Genomic DNA, 19,151 nt, shown 5'->3' on the forward strand with positions numbered 1-19,151 from the left:
GCCATGAATCAGATTCTAGAAACAGCACTCGCAGGCGAAGCAAAGAACGAACTTAATTTCGAAATTGGTGATACAGTCAAAGTTCACTACAAAATCGTTGAATCTGGAAAAGAACGTGTTCAGGTTTACGAAGGTGTTGTGATCTCCATTGCGAACAAATCACAAAGCAAAACATTTACAGTAAGACGTGTTTCTTACGATATCGGAGTGGAACGAATTTTCCCTCTTCATAGCCCGCGCATTGCCAAGATCGAACTCGTTCGTAAAGGTTCTGTTCGACGTGCAAAACTCTTTTATCTCCGTGAGAAAAAAGGAAAAGCAGGTCGTATCAAAGAAAGAAAAGGCGGACAAGCAATTGTTGCCAAAGACAAAAAGAGACAGGACGAAGCTTCTAAAGCCGCAAAAGCCACAGCAGAAGCACCTAGCGCATAATCTCTTTCGATCTAACGGCCATCAAACGGCCGTTTTTTCCAGAATTCCAAGTCCCACAGTTTGTTCCTTTCTCCTTTGATGAAGCAGGCCGTGGCACACTCGCGGGTCCCGTTTCCGTTGGTTGTGTTTCTTTTTCTTCCCAGACACTAGAAAAAATCCAGTCGGGTACAATCTTAAAAAACCTTCGCGACTCTAAAAAAATCCCCGAACCCAAACGATTCGAACTCCGAACCGAAATTTTACAATACGCTGCGTATTGGCATGTAAGCTTTGTGAGTGCAAAGTTTATTGACAGGTTCAATATCAACCAAGCCATCTTTTATGGGATCAGTCGTGCATTGCCTGTGAATCCAAGACAAGTGACTGGTCATCTTCACAAAACTGGAATCCCGCTGGGAACACAAACAAAGGAAACTCTCGCCCCCTTTCTATTCGTAGATGGAAATTACAAATTAAAGATCCACAAACCCATTGAGGGATACCTTTCGATTCCCAAAGGGGATGATTTGGTCCCATCGATTTCCGCAGCTTCGATCCTTGCGAAAACCTACCGAGATGAATACATGGAAAAAATGGATGCCAAATACCCTGGCTATGGATTTGCCAAACACAAAGGGTATGGAACCGAAGAACACCGGGAAGCACTTCGAAAATTGGGAATTTCTCCGATCCATAGGTTGAGTTTTTGCAATTTTCTCCGAAGGGAAGGGAGTGAACCCTCTCTTTTTCCACTCTAATCCTTTCGGAAACTCAAACCCTCCTTTCTTCCAGTCCTTTGGAAAACGATCTCCTTCGAACCAAGAATTCAAAGATGGTATGGATTTGTCTTTTTCGAAGAAAATTCTTGGGAAAAGAAAAATTTCCCAAGCTTCAATCTCAGAAAAAACGACTTCCAGTACGAAACTTTCTGATTTCCCTCTGGCGATCCAACAACAAAAGTCCAAAACGAATGACCTTTCCCGATGGGAAAACTTTGTCATCCGCCAAAAAGATGACCACCAAACAAACGATCTTTCCTCGCAAAAAACACTTTGGAACTATTTACTGGGAGAGTCACCCTTGACTGACTTCGTCTCCCTTTTCACAAAAGAGCAAAAAGAAAACTTACAAATGGTCGCCGAAGAGAACCAAACAGGGTTTACATTGTATCTCTTTTGGAAGGCGGAAGGATTTGGACCCTTTGGGATCTTTTTTCATTTTGAACCTCAAAATGAAAAGTCTGTCCGCATAAAGTTTGTTACAGAACCCATGGGTGAGGAGAGGGGATCCGCGAATCTGACTTCTCTGCAACACAAAATCCACCTTTTATTACGGGACTTCCCTCAAATTGGTAGCATATCATTTGAAGATTGGGAACAGTCTTCCTTTAACGGAGATTATAGATGAAACAGAAAATGGTTGCTCTTGCCTACAATCCCAATGAAGACCCGGCTCCAAAACTTGTTGCCAAAGCGGAAGGACTCCTTGCCTCTCACTTGGTTCGGATCGCAAAGGATGCTGGTGTTTTCATTGTACAAGATGAGATGATGGTCAAAACACTCGCACATCTCCCTAATGGAAAAGAAATTCCAAGAGAATTGTATGAAGTCGTTGCTTCCGTCTTTCGTATCCTGGTTTTAGAGAGAGAAAAGAAAAACAATTGAAGTTTCTACGCTTCCTACTAGGATTTACGCAATTATGCGGAAAATCTCCATACGTGACTTAGAGGCTGGTTCTAAGTTTACCAAGTCTCTTTACTTAGATAAGGACACTGTTTTTGTTGGAGCCGACCAACCCATCACACAACAAGATCTAGACCGTCTCGTCCAATTCGGGATCACATTCATCCTCACGGATGGAGAAAAAGTCACCGCCGACCAAAGTGACAAATCAGCAAACACCAATGGACCTGGATATTTTGATACCAATCTTCCTTTTTACCAGGATGATGAAAACTCGACTCGTTATAAATACCTTCTTGAAAAAACCAATACTGCGAAAGTAGAGTTCAATGCTGTTTTCAAAGATTGTTTTGATTTAGTGCAAAAAACATATAAGTCAGCATCGGAAGGGCGTTATACGGAGATTCGAGAGTTTCGTGAAATCGCGGAGCGGATCGCAGACCATACCAAAACAAACGCACAAATTCCGATTTTACTTTTATCCCATTCTCATTCTGGTTATTACCTCTACACTCATATTTGTTATGCGACTTTTTTTTCAGTGATGCTTGGAAACTTTTTGGAATTTTCCAGACCCAAACTCATTGATTTGGCACTCGCCTCCCTGTTTGCTGATATTGGAATGGTCACCGTTCCTGAAGAAGTCTCCGAAAAAAAAGGAAACCTGACAGAGTTAGATCTAAAAACCATCAAACGCCACCCTGTCACGGGTTACCAAATCCTCACCCAAAGGTTAAAATTAAAAAATTCCCTGGCGATTGTTGCCTTACAACACCATGAAGCCGTTGATGGATCTGGTTACCCACAACGAATCCTTGCCAACCAAATCGAAGAGCTCACCAAAGTATTTATGATTGCAGACCAATTTGCTGCGATGATCCATCCAAGGCCCTATCGACAAGCCATCCTTCCATACGAAGCAATGAAGATCATGATCAGCGAAAACGTGAACCGTTTTGATTTAAAAATGGTTCGGCTCTTTTTAAATAAACTTTCTATGTTTCCAGTGGGGTCCGGTGTTGTACTTTCTGACCTCAGAATGGGTATGGTGATCGAATCCAATAAAGACAAACCTCTAAGGCCTGTGATCCGCGTGACAAAGGATGCCGAAGGAAAACGATTGAAACATTTAGAGTTTGTGGATCTTATGAAAGACCTAAATTTATACATCCAACAGGCCATTCCTTTTTCACAAATTTATTAACCAATTTTAGAATTGATATTCTAACGGTAGTTAATTTCTATTTGTTTCGGTTGGACTTTGGTTCCTAATTGAAAATTCAAGAATTCTCTAGGCCAAAGGAATCTTAGATCCAAAGGGTCAGATTGTGTTCTCTTTTTTTTTCGATCGATTCTAATCCGTTGGAGTGAGCTCAATTTGAAAAAGGGAACGATTGGAAAAAAGGGGGAAGAGTTTGCGAGTTTTTATTTACAGTCCCTTGAACACACCATTCTCTTTTCGAATTACCGAAAAAAAATCGGTGAAATTGACATAATCAGTATAAAGAACGATACCCTTCATTGTTCGGAAGTCAAAACCTGGAATGAGAGATTTGGATTCCATCCAAAGGAATGCCTTCATGCGACAAAACGTGCCCGAATGAGGAAGGTATATCTCTATTTATTACAAGAAATACCCGCCTTTTACCACCTAACACCTAGCTTTAATTTGATCCATATCACCGAAAAAAAGGAAGTGCGTTTTTATTCGTCAATCTTCTAAATACTTCATCAAGGGAATTTTGTACTGGGCCGATTGGTTCTGTATCCCATAAGGGAAACGCTCTCAAGGATGAGAGTTTGATTGTTACAAGGAAGTAACCACATGAGTCAATTTAGTGTATTTGGGAATTTAGCAGAGACCGATGAATTTGGACCCGATCCAGTACTCTTACGCAAAAGAGGAATGGCATCCACAATCCAAAAAAAATTCGATACCTATAAGAAAAAAATCGATGACCCTGCCTATATGGATTATGCGATCAATAAAATCGCCATGGAAATTTCACATTTTATTTCCAAATAATCAACCTAGGCTATAGATCCACTGGTATCCCAAGGAATAATCCAAAGCCTCTTGAATATGTACTTCCTTTGTTCTAGGGGAGAGGTTCCAATCAGCAATGGTCCTTGCGAGAGAAACAATTTGTTTTTTCTTTCGTAGGGATAAATGTTTGGTTTCTTTACTTATATCTAATTGTTGTAATATTTTTTTAGTTTCCTCATTCGAATTGATTCTATTTTTTTTAAAATCAAATCTTTCATTCACAATCCGTTTTAGTTTTTCTTCCTCCAAACGAATGTTTCGCTCTACGTTCGAAACAAACAAAGTTTGGAAGATAGTGATCCGATCCAAAAAGGCTCCGCTGATTTTTTGTAAATACAATCGGATCTTTTGTAAGGAACAATGGCAGTGGTTCTGACTTTGGTAATTGCCACATGGGCACGGATTGGAAGATAAAAACAAAGTGAAATCGGTTTTCATTTTTGTGACTTCATTCAGACGAGTGATTTCCAAATAAGAATCTTCCATCGGCATTCGTAAACTTTCTAAAATTCGATCCTTGAATTCAAGAGCTTCATCCAGAAACAAAATCCCTCCCTCTGCTCGTGTGATTTCTCCAGGTTGGTAGGGGAGACCTCCACCTAAAAGTCCTACCTCTGTTGTGGAATGATGGGGACTACGAAAAGGTCTTTTATTTGTAGGAACTTCAAACTCTCCGTTTGCCCGCCAAATCCCCAGATTTGATTGTTCCCCAGTTAGTTTCGGAGGAAGGAGTGGTTCGAGTAATCGGTGTAACATGGTCTTTCCAACACCAGGACTTCCCAGTAAGAGACTGTGGTGGTTCCCAAGCAAGGCATAAAGAAGGCCTTGGAAGGCATTCATCTGAAAAGGATCGAGATACACTTCTTCCCAAACTGGGTTTTCCATTGTGTATGTTTTTTTCTGAACATCCGGTGGTTTTTGACTCAGACTCTCTAATTCTTGTAAGTCGGTGAGAAAATAATATTCTCCATCAGGTAAGGATTCGTTTCGTAACGAATCGGGAAGGCAATAGACTTGGTCTTTCTTTTCCGCCTTTTGCCAGAGGAAGGGAAGGAGCTCCTTTCCCCCCACAAGGCTTCCATCGAGGCCGAGATTTCCCAAATACACAATCCTTCGATTGGGTCGTTTGATTTGATCCGTCGCCTGTAAGATTCCCACAGCCATTGCCAGGTCCAAGGATACCTTCTTCTTTTGGATATGGGAGGGTTTGACATTGATGATGATGGTTTCCATCGGAAAATCGAAATGAGAGGCATCTAAAGCCAATCGGATGCGGTCTCGAGCTTCCTTTGCTTCTTGTGGGACATTGCCTAAAATTTGGAAATGGGGAAATCCCCTTCGGATTCCCACCTCCACTTGGATTTCTTTTGTCCCATTCCATTCATACATCAAACTTCCAACTTCTGCTCGTTTGGGGGGGCTCACATCTGAGGTAGGTTCGATTGGATCGCTTTTGGTTCAAAAAATAAAAAAGACTTTTCATAATTAAGGCATCATGGTGACTTTTCCTGAGAGTTTGCTTTGGTTTGTAGTATCATTCGTGTAATCCCCCTCGTTCTAGTCCTTGTGTTCAGCCAATGTTCACAACGATTGATCAAAAAAGAAAGATTAAGGGAAATCAACGAATACTATGATGGGAAAACGTATGCGCTACGTGAGGAAATCAAATTCTCCCAAACAGAAGTTTGGAAGAAAGGAACCCTCGTTAAAATCTACATCGAATCAACTCCCTCTCTTTTGAAATTAAAAGTATACCCGATCCAAGACACACGTGAGTCATCGGTAGGGAAACTGGCAGATTACATCATCAATGATGATGTCAAAAAAAGAGAATATGAATTGGCTGACGTGGAAGAGTGGGTGAACCAAAAGTTTTCCCAAGTCGAACAAAATGCCAAAAAAACAAAGAAATAAAGGTTTGGGATGCTCTCATTGTCGTATTATTTTCATTTTCCAGCTTTCTTTGTTTCTTGTTCAAGAATCCTCCTTCGAGTGCCCGATAGAATATCTGTGAAGGCAATTCCATTCATCACTGTTCTTTTGTTTGCACTGTCTGGATCAGGGCTTATGGCCAATCCTTTCCAGAAACTCCAACAAGAGATCAATGAAAGCCTTCCTACTGGCGATTCTACTGTGTTTCGTATTTTTAGTAACCAATCCCAAGAACAAGAAATCCATAGATTATTTTCTGTCGGAGTGAACCAAACAGAAGAAGAAGAGGTGGAACTTGCATCCCTTGGCCTTCCCAAATACATTGATGTCTCTCCTGTTGTGAGTAATACAGTGGTCCATGAATCAGGGATCGTTGTGAAAAAATACACAGTCCAAAAAAAAGACAATCTTTCCAAAATCGCTCGTTCCTTTTCCATTGATGTCGCCAGACTGAAAAAAGCAAATTCCCTCACGAGTGACCAATTGAAAATTGGTCAGGTATTGGAAGTTCCCGTACAAGTGAAAAATGCTTCCTCCTCTCGTGTTGTCTTAAAAAAAGTTTTTATCCTACCTGTCCCGCAAAGCCGTGTGACCTCTCGATTTGGCCGACGTGTGGATCCGTTCAACAAATACAACCGTGTCTACCATTCAGGTCTTGACCTTGCCGCAAAAGTAGGGGCACCTGTTCTCTCAGCAGCCGATGGGGAAGTTGTCTTTACTGGCCGGAATGGTGGGTATGGAAATTCCGTCACCATCCAACACAAAAATGGGTATAAAACAGTTTACGCCCATTGTTCACAGATTTTAGTTGAGGTTGGGGAAACGGTGAAGATGGGGCGTGTGGTGGCACTTGTCGGCAGGACAGGAACCGCAACAGGGGCTCATTTGCATTTTGAAGTGTTTCGAAACGGAAAAATCATGAACCCGGAATCGGCACTTGGCATGACTGAAAAACATGTCACAAAACTTCCCAAATCTGAAGTAGCCGGAATGTAATCGGAGTTTTTCTCCGATTTGTGGGGAGCATGAATCTAATCCTTCAAAGAATCCAATCGAGTCAGTTTTTGACATTGATTCCGGTCGTTTTATTATTTTCCTTTTCTTTGGCGTATCTCTTAAAATTGGTCCTCCTACTTCTTTTTTCTACAGAAACAGGAATGAATGTGGGAAGCCAAGTCCGCCCCAAACAAACAAGACAAGAAGTCATTTTGGCTGTGAGTACATATGAGGACATTGTCACAGGCAATCTCATCCGCGGACAGGTGTATGATCCCAATGACGCGACCAAACGTGGGGCCGACGGTTCCCCACTTGATCCTGAAATTGGCCAAGACAATGGAGACGATGACCAAATGCTTGTGACGGGTACTTTGTCTGGCCACTGGTCCTTTGCCCGGGTCACCATCAGAGAAAAACAAAACAATGACTCTGAAGAATACGGAGTGGGAGAAATGGTGGGTGGCTACAAAGTCCAATCCATTGAACAACATTACGTGGTCTTAAAAAAAGGGGGCTTAAGCCTTCGAGTCAATATTGGTGAAACCCCGGCCCAGGCCAAAGAGCGGATCCGACCAAAAGATGCAGAAGCAGTCTCCAATTTAGGTCCTTCCAGCCAAACCATCCAAAAAGTCCTTTCCCGGGAAGACGTGAATCGGAAATTAAAAGACCCGAATACAATCTACAAAAATGCAAGGTTTGGCCCTCATTTAGTAGACGGAAAGATCGAGGGTTACAAAATCTATCAAGTGGCAAAAGACCATGTCTTTTATTCTCTCGGAGCACGTGGTGGTGATATCATCAAACGTGTGAATGGAATGCCACTCAATGAAACAGAGAAAATGTTGGAAATTTGGGGTTCGATCAAACAGGCTCCGAAAATTACAGTGGATTTAGAACGACAAGGCAAAATTATCACATATGAATTTATCATTCGGAATTAAAATGAGAAATCGACTTCCCTCAGTTGTACTTTGTATTTGCCTTTACTTAATTGTAACCCCCAACTTTTCACAAGAGAAAGGGAAACCGAAAGCAAAAACCTCACAAGAACCAGCTAGTTTCACTGCGGATTGGAGGGATACAGAACTCAAAGACTTCCTTATGGGAATGAGTGCCATCATCAAAAAAAATATTCTGATCGATGATGCGGTGAAAGGCAAAAAGATCACAATCATTTCTCAAAAACGAGTTCGGATTGAAGATGCCTTTGGATTTATGAAGTCGGTTTTGGAAACCCAAGGGTTTGGACTCATCGAAGAAAATGACCTCATTAAAGTTGTCAAAATCAAAGACGCACTCGCTAAGTCACAAATTGTTCGGATCGGAAAGGATCCAGTCTCTGATTCGGAAGTTGCCTTAAACAAAACTATCACTCAGATTGTTCCACTAGAGTTTTCGAATGCCATTGAACTTGAGCCCATCTTGAAACGTGTCACGTCTCCCGATACCGATATCATCATTCCTAAAAACCAAAACACATTGATTTTTTCTGGTTCCACAGCAGATATCAACAAATTACTCAAGTTAGTTGATAATTTGGATGTAAGAGCAGATGGACCCGGGTCCATTTCTTCGGCTGGTGACATCCATATTTATACTTTGGAATACAATGAAGCAGAAAAACTCGCAGCCATCCTTGTGAAATTGGATATGCCTGATGCGCCTGTCGCTCCGACGACTCAAGGTGCACCTGGTGAAGCGGGGGCTGATGGAAAACCTGCCCCTCCACCACAGCCAACTGCCCAAGCACCCAAGGTTCCAGGCAAACAAGATAAAATCAAAGCAGTGGCCCATAAAGAATCGAATTCACTCATTGTAACAGCCACGCCACAAGAATGGGAAGAAATTAAAAAAATCATCAAAATTCTAGATACACCGAGAAAACAGGTGTTACTCGAAGTTCTCATTGTGGAGCTTAGTTCGACTGATTTAAATGATTTTGGTATCGATTGGCGTTACCAAGAGCTTGCCTATGGACAGTTTAACACAGGTCTTGCGGCACAAGGGGGAGTGATCGATAAAAATGGTCGTCCTACCAATGTGAACACACTATCTGGTTTTTCACTTGGATTCATCCGCCGTGGTGGGCAACAAATCATTGGTATTTTGAATGCAAACTCTACCAATGAAAACTTCAATGTATTGTCGGCTCCGCAAATTTTGACCTTGGACAACCAAGAGGCAGAAATCAATGTGGGTCAAGACGTTCCCGTTCGTACCCAAAATCGAAATGCGGGTCTTGGTGGAGACAACGCGGTAACGGTAGCCAACTTTGAATACCGTCCAACAGGGATTAAACTAAAGTTTACCCCACATATCAATAAAAACAACCGCATCACTCTCGATTTGTACCAAGAAATCAAAAACGTCGCGGGGATTTCATCGGAAGCCACTGGTGGAAACCCAACGTTTAATAAACGTGATATCAAAACAACCATCGTTGTGGATAATATCCAAACCATTGTGATAGGAGGACTCCTCTCCAATGACAAACAAAAGAAAGTGCAAAAGATCCCCATTTTAGGGGAGATTCCCCTCCTTGGGACTTTGTTTCGTCGTACCACAAACCAAAATCGCAAAACCAATTTGATGGTGTTTTTAACACCGCACATTCTGGACGATCGGGATAAATCGGATCGAATGACCATCCAAAAGAAAAATGAACAAGAAAGGATGGTGGATGAACGAGAAAAGAAACTGAGATGAGAAAAAGTTTAGGGCAGATTCTTTTAGAAGATGGAATCCTTACCATTAAGGATTTAGAGGATATTTCCAAACAACAGGAAAAAACAAATCTTCCACTCACTCATATCATCCAAAAAAAAGGACTCGCATCCGAAACAGACATTTTAAAGGCACTGGCAAAACTCCATAGAATGGAATTTTACGACAAACTTGAGTTTGTTGCCAGTGATGAGATCTTTAGTAAGATCCCTTTGAAACTAGTCCAACGTTCCAAAATTGTTCCCTTCCTAGTCAAAGGAAAAAAAGTTTTTGTCGCCACAAGTGATCCAACGGACCTCCATCCGATGGATGATATGCGATCCTTCTTAAAAGGATACGAAATTCAATTTGTTCTCGCAACCGAGAACGAAATCATGCGCATCGTCCATTCTCAGTTTGATAAAACAACTGCAGAAGCAAAAGAAATGATGGATGAGATGGATGGAAGTTTCGGAGATCTCTCCGATGCCTTCGAATCCGACGCACTCGATCTCTCTAACGAAGCACCCATCATCAAGATGGTGAATGTGATTTTATCCCAGGCTGTGTCCGAGCGCGCTTCCGATATCCACATCGAACCATTTGAAAAATCTGTCATCGTTCGGTATCGTGTGGACGGTGTGTTACAAAAAGTTTTAAATCCACCTAAGTCCTATTTGGCGGGAATTTCCACTCGTATTAAAATTATGTCGAATCTCAATATTGCGGAAAATAGGCTCCCGCAAGATGGTAGAATTAAACTAAGATTAGCTGGTAAAGACGTGGATGTCAGGGTTTCCATCATCCCATGCCAATTCGGCGAACGAATTGTAATGAGGATTTTGAATAAAACGGACCAAAAGTATTCCATTGATACGATGGGTTTTAACCCTCAAATCTTAAAAGAATTCAAAGAACTCATTTATAAACCATACGGAATCATACTTGTGACGGGTCCTACGGGATCTGGTAAATCAACCACTCTCTATTCTGCTTTATCTGAGATCAATACAGAAGAACGAAATATCATCACCTGTGAAGATCCAGTGGAATACCAAATGGATGGAATTTCCCAAATGCAGATGAACGATAAAATTGGACTTACATTTGCAGCAGGACTTCGTTCCATTTTACGACAAGATCCGGACGTAGTAATGGTGGGGGAGATCCGGGATGAGGAAACAGCAAGGATTGCCATCCAAGCTTCCCTAACAGGTCACTTGGTATTTTCAACCTTACACACCAATGACGCATCCTCAGCAGTGACAAGGCTTGTGGATATGGGTATTGAACCATATCTCATCACGAGTTCTGTATTAGGTTTTATGGCACAAAGGCTTGTTCGTGTGATTTGTAAGGATTGTAAAACTTCCTACAAACCAACTGACAAAGATTTGGCGGGACTTGGAATCCAAAGAAAAGAACTAAAAAATGGGGTTTTGTACCGCGGGAAAGGTTGTAGCTCTTGTCTCAATTCAGGTTACAAGGGACGAACTGGTCTATACGAACTCCTTACCATGAACGATGAAATCAAACGCGCTATTTTACAAGGTGCCGATGCCAATCGCATCAAAGAACTTGCCGTTAAAAATGGACTATCTGTCCTTCAAGAATATGGTAAGTACAAAGTGATCGAGGGAGTGACAACTCCTGAAGAAGTCCTTCGGGTATCTTAAGTTTATGCCACTTTATACCTACGTTGCCTTTAATAAAAAGGGAAAAGAAGAAAAAAACATCATTGATGCTGTGAATTTGCAAGCAGCACGGAACAAACTAAAAGCGAAAGGTTTATACGTAAGATCCATTCAAGAAGATAGAGAAAAAGAAGAAAGGGAATTGTTTCCTTTTTTATCAAAACTTTTGTATCGAATTCCAAGAAAGGATGTTGGTCTTTTTTGTAAACAATTAGGGACTCTCATTGGAGCTGGAATCCCACTGGATAAGTGTTTACTTTCCATCATTGACCAAGTGGAGAATATTTACTTCAAAAAAGTTCTGATTGAAATGCGGGCAGACATTACAGAAGGAATGAGTCTTTCTGAATCCATGAAAAAACACAAAACTGTGTTTCCCGACCAATACCCAAGTTTGATATCCGTCGGTGAATCGACAGGAAATTACGAAAACACCTTGCACCGGTTAGCGGAGCTGGAAGAAAAATCATCGGAACTAAAATCAAAGGTGCAGGTGGCAATGATTTACCCCATGATTATGGGTTTATTGTCTCTTGGTGTATCCATCTTTTTACTTGTGGTGGTGATCCCACAAATTGAACAGTTGTTTGCATCCTTTGATGCCAAACTCCCACTCCTCACACGAGCTGTGATTTTTTTGTCCTATGTTCTCACCAATTATTGGTATTTTATTTTGGCATTCATCGCTGGTAGTTTTTTAAGTTTTTTGAAATGGAAAAGTTCAGAGGATGGAAAAAAAGTTTGGGATACATTTTTACTAAGACTCCCTGTGATCGGGACATTACTTCGTAAAATTTTAGTTTCCAATTTTGCAAGAAACCTGTCCATTTTACTTCTGAACCGTGTGCCTCTCATTGTTTCATTAAATATTGTTTCGGATGTTGTGGGACATACGGTTTTTAAGGAAGAGATTGATGCAGCGATCATCAAAATCAAGGAAGGGGGAAAACTTTCCGACTCCTTACAAGGAAGCCAAGTCCTTCCGCAGATGGTCCTTGGGATGCTCAGTGCCGGGGAAGCCTCCGATAAAGTCCCAGAAATGATGAATAAACTCTCAGAAATCTACGAATCTGAGGTGGATACAGCAATAAAATCTTTGACCCAATCATTAGAACCTATGATGATCATAGTAATGGGTGGAATTATTTTTACCATTATGGCGGCAATTATGACGCCAATGTACAAACTAACTCAAGAAATCCAGGGGATGTAGAGTTCATGAAAATCAAAGGAAACAACAGAAAGATCCGTGAGGGATTAACTCTAATTGAGATTACTGTCGTGATGCTCATTTTAGGATCACTTATGGCCATTCTTTACTCGAGTATTGGAAACCGAGGAGAAGGGGAAAAAAAATTGAAACTGAAAAATGACAGTGCCGTTTTAAAAACCGCATTGGAACGATATTTGGAAGTTTATGATAAATATCCATCAGAAGAACAAGGTTTACAAGCGTTGATTGAAAAGCCGGACGATGACAAAATCGGTGATGATTATGAACCAATCATTCGCGAAAAGGCAGTTTTAAAAGACCCATGGAAAACACCGTATGTGTTAAAGTTTGAAGGAGCGGTTCCTCAAATTTATACTTTAGGTGAAGATAAAAAAGAAGGTGGAGACGGAAAAAATAAAGATTTTAATATCCTATCTCCTGATGATTACCCAGCCGCTTTCCGTTAAAAAACGATTTCCGTTTAGGAAAAGAAAATTTCGCGACGGTCTCACTCTCATTGAGATCGTCGTTGTGATTTCTATCTTAGGACTTCTCATGGTGATTGTGGGAGGTTCGCTTCGAAACCTCATCATCCCTTCCACCGAAGATATCTCTGTCAAATTACAAGAATCCTTTAAGTTTGGTTATAACAAAGCCCAACTCACAAACCAAGCTGTTCTCTTTGTTTATGATTTTGAAAAAAGGGAATACCAGTTTTTTTTACTGAAACGAGAAGAAGGGGGACTCGAGGAAGAACCGATTTTAAAAAAGGTTACCCTTCCGTTTTATTCCAAAATTACAAGCGTACGGGACTTAGGTGGGAAACCAAGGAATGAAGGTAAAATTCGAATTATCTTCACTCCTCAAGGCACAACAACGGATATGTTTTTGTATGTTGGTTCCGATACGGAAATCAAACGGACCATTCAAATTTATCGTTATGGTGGGAAAATTAAAATCCACAAATTCGAATTTTTTCCAGAGCCAGAAACAAATTCAATCCAAAAGATTTCTTACGGATTGGATGAACGAGATGAACAAATTGACCCCAATGCAAAAACACAACCTCGTTAATCCCAAAAGGTCAGCCTTCACATTATTTGAAGTCACAATTGCGATGGCTATGGCCGCGATGGTCATGACCTATACCTATTCGATGATCGCTGAGGGAATCTCTTACCAAAAAAAAGCTGTTTTACTTTCCAATGCGGTTCACTTGGCAAAAATCAAAATGGCCCAAGTGGACTCCTCTACTACGATGCAAACGGATACATCACGCGGATCCATTGATGCGTTTCCTGGATATACATTTGAAACAGAAATCAAAGAAGAGGAAATGGATCTACTCAAACTGGCTGGTGGTCCCAATGCAGAAGAACTACGTAAAAAAGCACCGAAAGATATGTTAGGTGACAAGGATGTGGGACTCAGTGACTTAATGAAAAAAAGGGGACAGAAAAAAAGTTTTGAAACTGGGGGAGTTCTAAAGGTATTCCGGGTGAAAGTGTCCATTTTTTATATGGATGGGAATAAAAAAGAAACCTATACTGTTGAAACTTTCCGGAGTACGAAATACTAATGAAAGTTTGGTCTCGCACATCTCACTTTCTTAAAAGCTTGAAAGTTCGAAAAGGGTTTACCTTAGTTGAAATTTCGATTGTTGTGATGATTATGGCGGTTATCTTTACTGGCATTTTTTCTGTTTTTTATACTGCCAATAAAATCTCTAAAAAAGGTGCTTCGAACAAAGGTGCCAACAGGAAAGATATTTTATATGCAATGGAAAATATCCGCGGGACACTATCTCGTACTTATTTTATCGATAACCAAAAACGAATTTTATTTGTAGGAAAACAAGAGGGAGTGACTGGGTCAAGGAATGACAGGATTGTATTTGCGACGTCCAATCCCAATTCCGAAGAAGAGGGACAAGCCTCTGTAAGAGAAGTATCTTTTTATTTACGAAAAATGCCTAACCCTAAAATGGATGGTTTATCCTATCTGATCCGCCGAGAAGATGAAATGATTGATACATTTCCCACCCAAGGTGGCGTTGAACACGTATTACTCGAAAATGTAAAAAGTTTTCAAATGAAATTTTCTGAAAGGGGAGATAAATGGGTCGATGATTGGAACTCTCGGACCACAAAAAAAATCCCACGTCTGATTCGGTTTGAAATTATATCTTTAGTAGGGAGTGCCTTTGTTAAATATGAATCGCTTGCGCATCCGGTCATTCTTTACAAATAAACAATTCAAAAAAGGATTTATGGTCTATCTCCTCGTGATGGCGATAGGAACTGCATCCCTTTTTACTGCGTCCAAATTTTTTGAGGATGCGGCAACTGAATACCGCGTAGCAAGGGCACAAGCAGATGGTTTTCGGGCCCATATGTTGGCTAAGGCTGGATTTATGGGTGCCGTTGGTGCTCTAAAAAAAATCCCAGAAGAGGTATTGTACCAATCAGGCCTCGCGATGGATCCACCTCCCATCCCCCTCGGAGGTGGTGTGATCTATTATACCATGAGTCCTGAAGATGGTAAAATCAATATCAATTCGCTTGTGAAAATTTATGATGACCAACCGAACCAAAGGACAATTGAAATGGTCACGAGATTATTTTATCAATTTGGGCTCAAACGTGAGATGATCTTTCCGATTTTGGATTGGATCGATGAAAACCATCAGGAAACGGGTGGTGGTGCGGAGCAGTATTATTACAATCGTTTGACTCCTCCCAGAAAAATCAAAAATGCACCTTTTTACTCCCTTTCAGAACTTTTGAACGTAAAGGGATTTGATCGGGCGACGGTGTATGAGAGTTTAAAACCCAAAGATTACGACAAAAATAATTCAAAAGACTTTATGACAGAAGAGGAAAGGGCGCTACGTTCCGATAAAGATTATGTGCTCTCCAATAATATCACCGCCTATTTGCCCGCGGGGGATTCCTATGATGACCGAATCAATATCAATACAGCACCTTATTTTGTCCTCATTTCCCTTTCCGATTTTATGACCAAACAAGCCGCCATGAAAATTTTGAAACTCAAGTTGCAGAAAGGAGGCTATATTAAAGAATTGAAAGATCTGGAGACAGAACCGGAGTTCCAAGTGAAAACCACAGGAGACCTAACCTTATATAAGGAATTGGCTGGAGAAGGAACTGATGTTTCTGGTGGTCGGATCAAAACAAAAGGTGAAGTTTACAAAATAACGGGAGTAGGGATCATTAAGGATAAAGTGGTTCGTAAGGTAACAGGTTTATTTGATCTTACCAACAACCAGATGTTATACTACACAGAAGATTAATTATGTTATCATTTGACCAGTATCTTGCAATCGATTACGGCTCCACATTTTTGAAGGGAGTATTATTTAAGAAAGTTTTAGGCAAAGTAGTGATCCTTCGGACAGAAAGTTTACCAATCGTGGAACTTGAAGAAAATGAAGGAGATCCTTTTGAATACAATATCATTCGATTCATCCAAAGTTTTTTCCCCGAAGAAAATCGATTTCTCATTAATTTAGGAATTCATAATTTATTTGTACGCGATATTACAGTTCCTCTTGTTTCTGAAAAAGCCATCCAGGAAGTTTTACCTTTTGAAGTCGAAAATTTAGTTCCATATCCCATGGAAGAATTGGAAGTCATCGGGAAAACCTGGAGAACTGGAAAAGAAAATTCAGATGTCATCACCTTTAATGTTCACCATTCCGAATTATTTCGTGCTTTAAAACCATTTGCGAAAGGGGATCTAACTTTAAGTTGTTTGTCATTGGACTCATTTGTGCTTTCGGCGTTAATCACAAAAAATTACCCATTGTTAGTTGGTGATAAAACTATCTTACAACTCGATTTAGGTGGTAGGTATAGCATATTAAATATTTTGTACGATGGGAAACTAAGACACACTCGCCAAATTTATATTGGTGGAGAAGAGGTTACTTCCGAAATTGCAAACATACTTAGGATAGATATGGACGAAGCAAGGCTTGTGAAAGAATCTTTGCCAGTTGGTTTTTTATATGATACAATTGAGAAATCGGAAGAAACAAAATTTTTAAATCAATTTCATATCAATCTGACACAATTTAAGTCACTTAAGAAATTTATTTTAGCCAAATTAGACCAAATTATACATGAAGTTGAAAATAGTATTTTTTCATTACCGGAACAAGAACGACCAAGTTTGATTCTACTTTCTGGTGGTGCAAGTCTCTACCCTGGCCTTACAGCCTTTTTAGAAGAAAAATTAGGGATCAAAACAGGTCGGTATGAATTTTTAGGAATCAATGATCCGAGTTTTGTGACGGCAGTCGCGACTGGTGTTCATTTTGAATCACGAAGCCGAGTCAATTTTTTAGAAACTGGATTTGCTAAAAAAATACACACAAACCGGTTTAAACTTTCAGCGTTCAAACCACATATCATCTTAGTCAGCATTTCCTTAGTTTTGTTATTTGGTGTTTTTCTCATCGGGATTATTTTAGATAAACGTAAAATTGCCGCAGGCAAACAGATATTAATGGAAAAGTATAAAAATGGAATTGGTGGGGAGTTAGGTGAAGATGAAGATCCTGTTTTTGCAGCTAACAATAAATTGAAAGCTGAACGTAAAAAAACAGAAATTTATCGCTTATTTTTATCCCAAGAGAGTGTTTTGGATGTTTTGAATGAAGCAACTGAACAATTTCCATCTCCTGAAGTATTACCTTTCATTTTGGATCAATTTAATTTTGAAGAGAAGGAAATTCAAATTTATGGAAGGGTCAATGAATTTGGAGAAATTGGAACCATCCAATCCGCCCTAGAAAAATCCGAAAAATTTACAAATATCCAAATTCAAAACAAACGACTCATTACAGGAGTAAATAAGTATAAGGTTAGTTTTAAAATCAAAATGGATGTTGTGACACCTAAGGATGAACCATAATGTTTGATCGTTTGAACGATAGAGAACGGGTCCTTGTGATTGGACTTATCAGTTTTGTCTCTCTTCTTGGCATTTATACAATTGTGACATTGTTATCTGATCTAAGAAATAATCTATCCGAAGAAATATTTGAAACAAGATCACAGGCGGGTGAACTTGATCGTGTGATTCGCGAATACAATTATTTGCGAGGTTTACAGTCGGGTGGTAGTGAAGAAGATGTCAGCGTGATGTATTCCAAACTCGATCAGATTTTGGTGCGATATAATTTAAAAGACAAAGTCCAAACCATGAAGGATACAAGTAACGTCATTCAAAAGGATTATAACAAAATCACAATTGACGTTTCTTTTCGATCAGTTTTGTTACAAGACATTATCAAACTTGTATATGATATCGAAAAAAACAAACAAATCCAAGCAAAGGTTGATCTCCTAAGTTTTCGAAAACCATTTGCTGAAAAAGAGATCTATGATGTGAATCTTAAAGTTTCATCTTATAGTCGTTTGTCGAAGGGTAAATAAATGGCAAAAGAAAACGATTTAGAGGAAGATTTTGATTTAGAAGAAGATTTGATTGTTCAAGAATCTCTTCTTGAAGAAGATAACGAATTATTTGAAGAAGATTCTGATGAGGAACATACTAAGGTTAATCGAAAAGAAATTTTAATTTTAATCACCATTTCTATCGTCTCTTTTTTTGTTTTCACTATTTTTATTTTTCCACTCAATGAAATAGTTCGTTCTCTTCTCATTAAAACGGGCAAAGAAACTGGAATTTTTATGGACGCAAAGGAAATTCATTTCCCTATGATTGGACGTAAGTCCTTTGATAGTTTTGTCGTCAGTTTTCCTACTGGAACTTCTTTAAAAGCAGAAGAAGTAAGTCTTGGAATTTCACTCTTGGGATTGTTACAATCCCGTTTGGAAGGAGATGTAAATGTTGGATATTTTAGTTATGAAGGAAGTGACATTTCGATTGGAATTCAAACCCTTGATTTACCAATTCGTTTGTCTCCGTTAGACGAAAAGATTACGAAATGGAATGGAGAAGGAGAAATCTCTCTATCTGGCGGGAAAATCAAAGAATCCATGGACATACCTTTTTTGGGGACATTAAAAGGAACTGATATCAAAAAGGCAAATTTACTATTTAAAATTCGTTCTGGAAAACTACTCATCGAAAGAGGAAGTTTGGATTCGAATATTGCAAAATTCCAATTCCAGGGAGTGGTTCGGTTATCGGATACTCTTTCTTTTTCACAATTGGATTTGAAATTGTGTTTTTCTTTCACAGATAAGTTTGCATTGGAACGTCAAGATTTAGTAGGAATGGTTGCATTATTACCCCAAGAAGGTGGAAAAACTTGTATTCCTCTACGTGGTACAATTGCTTCTCCCAAGGTGGATCTACCCAACCTAAACCAGTTAGGTGGTGGGCTTCCCAAATCAGAAGAAGGTTCGATTGAACCTGCACCAACCCCATAACACGATTCTCATCGCGAATTCATTCGTGACTAACATCGATTTTTA

22 protein-coding genes are annotated in these 19,151 nt (G+C 39.8%); 21 read left to right on the top strand and 1 reads right to left on the bottom strand.

Going from position 1 to position 19,151, the window contains the following annotated elements; translation table 11 throughout:
* Positions 1-3 precede the first annotated feature (3 nt).
* The 7 genes from rplS (at position 4) to LEPBI_RS08250 (ending at position 4,119) form a co-directional block, all read left to right on the top strand.
* Positions 4-432, top strand: coding sequence for a 50S ribosomal protein L19 (rplS, locus tag LEPBI_RS08220; RefSeq protein ID WP_012388649.1), 429 nt, complete (start codon positions 4-6; stop codon positions 430-432).
* A complete protein-coding gene (locus LEPBI_RS08225; RefSeq protein ID WP_012476269.1) occupies positions 429-1,169 on the top strand; it encodes a ribonuclease HII in 741 nt (246 codons plus the stop codon). The genes rplS and LEPBI_RS08225 overlap by 4 nt, the downstream gene beginning before the upstream one ends.
* Positions 1,144-1,818, top strand: coding sequence for a hypothetical protein (locus tag LEPBI_RS08230; RefSeq protein ID WP_012476270.1), 675 nt, complete (start codon positions 1,144-1,146; stop codon positions 1,816-1,818). The genes LEPBI_RS08225 and LEPBI_RS08230 overlap by 26 nt, the downstream gene beginning before the upstream one ends.
* Positions 1,815-2,075: an EscU/YscU/HrcU family type III secretion system export apparatus switch protein gene (locus LEPBI_RS08235; RefSeq protein ID WP_012388652.1), complete on the top strand. Its 261-nt coding sequence runs from the start codon at positions 1,815-1,817 to the stop codon at positions 2,073-2,075. The genes LEPBI_RS08230 and LEPBI_RS08235 overlap by 4 nt, the downstream gene beginning before the upstream one ends.
* 34 nt (positions 2,076-2,109) lie before the next feature.
* Entirely contained in the window at positions 2,110-3,297 is a 1,188-nt protein-coding gene (locus LEPBI_RS08240) for an HD-GYP domain-containing protein (protein WP_012388653.1), read from the top strand.
* 174 nt (positions 3,298-3,471) lie between these two features.
* A complete protein-coding gene (locus LEPBI_RS08245; protein ID WP_012388654.1) occupies positions 3,472-3,816 on the top strand; it encodes a YraN family protein in 345 nt (114 codons plus the stop codon).
* 102 nt (positions 3,817-3,918) lie between these two features.
* On the top strand, positions 3,919-4,119 hold the full coding sequence (locus LEPBI_RS08250) for a hypothetical protein (protein ID WP_012476271.1): 201 nt from the start codon (positions 3,919-3,921) through the stop codon (positions 4,117-4,119).
* Here the strand turns inward: LEPBI_RS08250 and LEPBI_RS08255 are convergent, their stop codons facing one another.
* On the bottom strand, positions 4,120-5,565 hold the full coding sequence (locus LEPBI_RS08255) for an ATP-binding protein (RefSeq protein ID WP_012388656.1): 1,446 nt from the start codon (positions 5,563-5,565) through the stop codon (positions 4,120-4,122).
* 96 nt (positions 5,566-5,661) lie between these two features.
* On the opposite strand from LEPBI_RS08255, the gene LEPBI_RS08260 reads away from it, so the two are divergent.
* The 14 genes from LEPBI_RS08260 to gspN all read left to right on the top strand — a co-directional run bounded on the left by LEPBI_RS08260 (position 5,662) and on the right by gspN (position 19,106).
* Complete coding sequence (locus tag LEPBI_RS08260) at positions 5,662-6,054, top strand: type II secretion system-associated lipoprotein (RefSeq protein WP_012388657.1); 393 nt, start codon at positions 5,662-5,664, stop codon at positions 6,052-6,054.
* Positions 6,055-6,132: 78 nt separating this feature from the next.
* On the top strand, positions 6,133-7,068 hold the full coding sequence (locus LEPBI_RS08265) for a peptidoglycan DD-metalloendopeptidase family protein (protein ID WP_226992917.1): 936 nt from the start codon (positions 6,133-6,135) through the stop codon (positions 7,066-7,068).
* Positions 7,069-7,097: 29 nt separating this feature from the next.
* Positions 7,098-8,012 carry a general secretion pathway protein GspC gene (locus tag LEPBI_RS08270; protein ID WP_012388659.1) on the top strand — a complete coding sequence of 305 codons (915 nt, stop codon included), beginning with the start codon at positions 7,098-7,100 and terminating at the stop codon, positions 8,010-8,012.
* A gap of 1 nt (position 8,013) precedes the next feature.
* Positions 8,014-9,777 (top strand): type II secretion system secretin GspD, encoded by a 1,764-nt coding sequence (gene gspD, locus LEPBI_RS08275; protein WP_012388660.1) that lies wholly within the window; start codon positions 8,014-8,016, stop codon positions 9,775-9,777.
* The gene (gene gspE, locus LEPBI_RS08280) at positions 9,774-11,450 is read left to right on the top strand and encodes a type II secretion system ATPase GspE (RefSeq protein WP_012388661.1); all 1,677 of its coding nucleotides are present in this window, start codon (positions 9,774-9,776) and stop codon (positions 11,448-11,450) included. Before gspD ends, gspE begins: the two co-directional genes overlap by 4 nt.
* 4 nt (positions 11,451-11,454) lie before the next feature.
* Entirely contained in the window at positions 11,455-12,681 is a 1,227-nt protein-coding gene (locus LEPBI_RS08285; protein WP_012388662.1) for a type II secretion system F family protein, read from the top strand.
* A 5-nt stretch (positions 12,682-12,686) separates the two neighbouring features.
* Positions 12,687-13,148: a type II secretion system protein GspG gene (locus LEPBI_RS08290; protein ID WP_012388663.1), complete on the top strand. Its 462-nt coding sequence runs from the start codon at positions 12,687-12,689 to the stop codon at positions 13,146-13,148.
* Complete coding sequence (locus LEPBI_RS08295; RefSeq protein ID WP_012476273.1) at positions 13,123-13,755, top strand: prepilin-type N-terminal cleavage/methylation domain-containing protein; 633 nt, start codon at positions 13,123-13,125, stop codon at positions 13,753-13,755. The genes LEPBI_RS08290 and LEPBI_RS08295 overlap by 26 nt, the downstream gene beginning before the upstream one ends.
* On the top strand, positions 13,715-14,260 hold the full coding sequence (locus LEPBI_RS08300) for a prepilin-type cleavage/methylation domain-containing protein (RefSeq protein WP_420804591.1): 546 nt from the start codon (positions 13,715-13,717) through the stop codon (positions 14,258-14,260). The genes LEPBI_RS08295 and LEPBI_RS08300 overlap by 41 nt, the downstream gene beginning before the upstream one ends.
* Positions 14,260-14,931: a type II secretion system protein GspJ gene (locus LEPBI_RS08305; RefSeq protein WP_012388666.1), complete on the top strand. Its 672-nt coding sequence runs from the start codon at positions 14,260-14,262 to the stop codon at positions 14,929-14,931. The genes LEPBI_RS08300 and LEPBI_RS08305 overlap by 1 nt, the downstream gene beginning before the upstream one ends.
* Positions 14,894-15,994, top strand: a complete 1,101-nt coding sequence (locus LEPBI_RS08310; protein ID WP_012476275.1) for a type II secretion system minor pseudopilin — start codon at positions 14,894-14,896, stop codon at positions 15,992-15,994. The genes LEPBI_RS08305 and LEPBI_RS08310 overlap by 38 nt, the downstream gene beginning before the upstream one ends.
* Before the next feature lie 2 nt (positions 15,995-15,996).
* A complete protein-coding gene (pilM, locus tag LEPBI_RS08315) occupies positions 15,997-17,619 on the top strand; it encodes a cell division protein FtsA (RefSeq protein ID WP_012388668.1) in 1,623 nt (540 codons plus the stop codon).
* Positions 17,619-18,143 carry a hypothetical protein gene (locus tag LEPBI_RS08320; RefSeq protein ID WP_012388669.1) on the top strand — a complete coding sequence of 175 codons (525 nt, stop codon included), beginning with the start codon at positions 17,619-17,621 and terminating at the stop codon, positions 18,141-18,143. Before pilM ends, LEPBI_RS08320 begins: the two co-directional genes overlap by 1 nt.
* Positions 18,144-19,106: a type II secretion system protein GspN gene (gene gspN, locus LEPBI_RS08325; protein WP_012388670.1), complete on the top strand. Its 963-nt coding sequence runs from the start codon at positions 18,144-18,146 to the stop codon at positions 19,104-19,106.
* Positions 19,107-19,151 lie beyond the last annotated feature (45 nt).

Source organism: Leptospira biflexa serovar Patoc strain 'Patoc 1 (Paris)' (assembly GCF_000017685.1).
Taxonomy (GTDB): domain Bacteria; phylum Spirochaetota; class Leptospiria; order Leptospirales; family Leptospiraceae; genus Leptospira_A; species Leptospira_A biflexa.